The 2,360-nt window shown below is 75.0% G+C and carries 2 protein-coding genes; both read left to right on the forward strand.

Annotated features, from left to right (window positions below):
• Positions 1-47: 47 nt before the first annotated feature.
• On the forward strand, positions 48-2,012 hold the full coding sequence (locus tag FOE67_RS22925; RefSeq protein ID WP_182666743.1) for an ATP-binding SpoIIE family protein phosphatase: 1,965 nt from the start codon (positions 48-50) through the stop codon (positions 2,010-2,012).
• Between the two features lie 126 nt (positions 2,013-2,138).
• Positions 2,139-2,360: DUF1707 SHOCT-like domain-containing protein (locus FOE67_RS22930; protein WP_323385336.1), on the forward strand; the 222-nt coding region annotated here is incomplete at its 3' end.

Consider the following 2,360-nt stretch of genomic DNA (forward strand, 5'->3'; position numbering starts at 1 on the left):
GAGACAGCGGCACACCAGATCCCACCCGGACGGATGGACACCCCCTCGTGACGGATCCGACCCCCTCGCAGCCCGCCGGTCACCGGACACCCCCGTCCGCGCCCGCCGACACGGCGTCCGTCCCGCACGCCCGGCTGCTGGCGGAACCGGCCGGCGACGAGGGCCCGCGCACGGAGGCCGTGGCCGCGGTCGGCGGCAACGGCGACGCGACCGCCTCCGCCGGCGGACACGGCGGGACGGTGCGGTACGGCATCGGCACCGGCTCGCTCTCCCACGCCGACCGCCTGCGCTTCATCGGCTCCGCCACCCGCCGCATCGCCCGCGGCAACGACCTGGACGAGATCGTCCTCGGCCTGTGCCGGGCGACCGTGCAGACCTTCGCCGACGCCATCCTGGTCTACCTCCAGGACCCCCTGCCCGTCGGCGACGAGGCGCCCCCCGATCGGGTGGTTCTGCGGCTGCGCCGCATCGACCGGCTCCCCGAGGGTGTCGTGCGCATGCGGGAGGAGAGCGGCGGGACGGTCGAGGAACCCGTGCTGCCCTCCTGGAGCGGCGCCAACCCGCGCGTGGAACTCGATCCCACCGGCCCGCTGGGCGAGGTGCTGCGGGCGGTGCGCCCGGTCTTCGCCGAGTCGCCCACCGCGCGCGCCGCGCTGCGGGAGCTCACCGGCAACATCGGGCTGCCCGAGGACGACCGCGCCGTCATCGCGCCCCTGCGCGGCCGGCGCCGGGTGATCGGCGTGACCGTCCTGCTGCGCGGCACCCACCGAGACGCCTTCGAGCGCGACGACCTCCAGGTCGCCCAGCAACTGGCCACCCACGCCGCCCTGGGCGTGGACAAGGCGGTGCTGTACGGGCGGGAGGCGTCCATCGCGGACGAGCTGCAGCGCACCATGCTGCCGGACACCCTGCCCACCTCGCCCGGGGTGAAACTGACCCGTCGTTACGCCGCCGCGGCCCAGTCCGCCCGGGTGGGCGGCGACTGGTACGACGCGATCCCGCTGCCGCGCAGCCGGGTGGCGCTGGTCGTCGGCGACGTGATGGGCCACTCCACGACCTCCGCCGCCATCATGGGGCAGCTGCGCACGACCGTGCAGACCCTGGCCGGGCTCGACCTGCCCCCGCAGGAGGTCCTGCACCACCTGGAGGAGCAGGCGCAGCGCCTGGGCAGCGACCGGATGGCCACCTGCCTGTACGCGGTCTACGACCCGGTGGAGCGCACCATCACCGCCGCCAACGCCGGCCACCCGCCGCCGGTGCTGCTGTTGGCCGACGGCACCACCGAGCTGATCGACCTGCCGCCCAACGCGCCGATCGGCGTGGGCGGGGTGGACTTCGAGTCGGTGGAGGACATCCCGGCCCCGCCCGGCTCCACCCTGGTGCTCTACACCGACGGCCTGGTGGAGTCCCGCACCCGCGACGTCATGGAGGGCGTGGCGTTCCTGCGGGAGAAGCTCACCGACATCGCCCGGATGACCCGGCCCGGTGCCGCCGCGCCGCTGGAGCCGATGTGCGACGAGATCCTGGACATCGTCGGCCCCGGCGACCGGGACGACGACATCGCGCTTCTGGTGGCCCGGCTGGAGGGCATCGACCAGGAGAACGTCGCCGCCCTGCGCATGCCGCCCGCGCCGGAGTCGGTGCGCGACGCCCGACGGCTGGTCCGCGAGAGCCTGCGCCGCTGGGGCCTGGAGGATCTTCTCGACTCCGCGGAGCTCCTGGTCAGCGAGGTCGTGACGAACGCCGTTCGATATGCCGAACGCCCGGTGACGCTGCGGCTGCTGCGCTCCGGTTCGCTGCGCTGCGAGGTCGGGGACGACGTGCCGCTCCTGCCGCGGCCCCGCCGCGCCGAGCCGGACGAGGAGGGCGGCCGGGGGCTCTTCCTGGTGGAGGAGTTGGCCCGCACCTGGGGCGCCACCCGGCTGGGCACCGGCAAGTTGGTCTGGTTCGAGATGGACCTCCCGCCGGGGGCGGTGGTCCCCGTGACCGAGGGCGTCGACGCGGAGGGATGAGCGGTCGTTCCCCGACTCGCCCCGGATGGACTGGTCGCGATGTATCGCGTTGGCTATCCTGACGGGGTGACCGAACAGCGCCCCGAGGACGAGGGGGACCGCCGTCCCGCTCCCGCCGACAGCCCGGTGAAGCCCCCCGCGATACGTGCCTCCGACGCCGATCGCGACCGCGTGGCGGAGATCCTCCGCGAGGCCCTCGCCGAGGGCCGGTTGGACGCGGAGGAGCACTCCGAACGCATCGACGCGGTCTACCGGGCCCGCACCCGGGCCGAACTGGAACCGCTGGTGAGCGATCTGCCCGGCGGGCAGCCCTCCGTCGCGCCCTCCCCGGCCCCCGCCCCCGGGGCC

This window comes from Streptomyces calidiresistens, from assembly GCF_014141525.1.
Classification (GTDB): domain Bacteria; phylum Actinomycetota; class Actinomycetes; order Streptomycetales; family Streptomycetaceae; genus Streptomyces; species Streptomyces calidiresistens.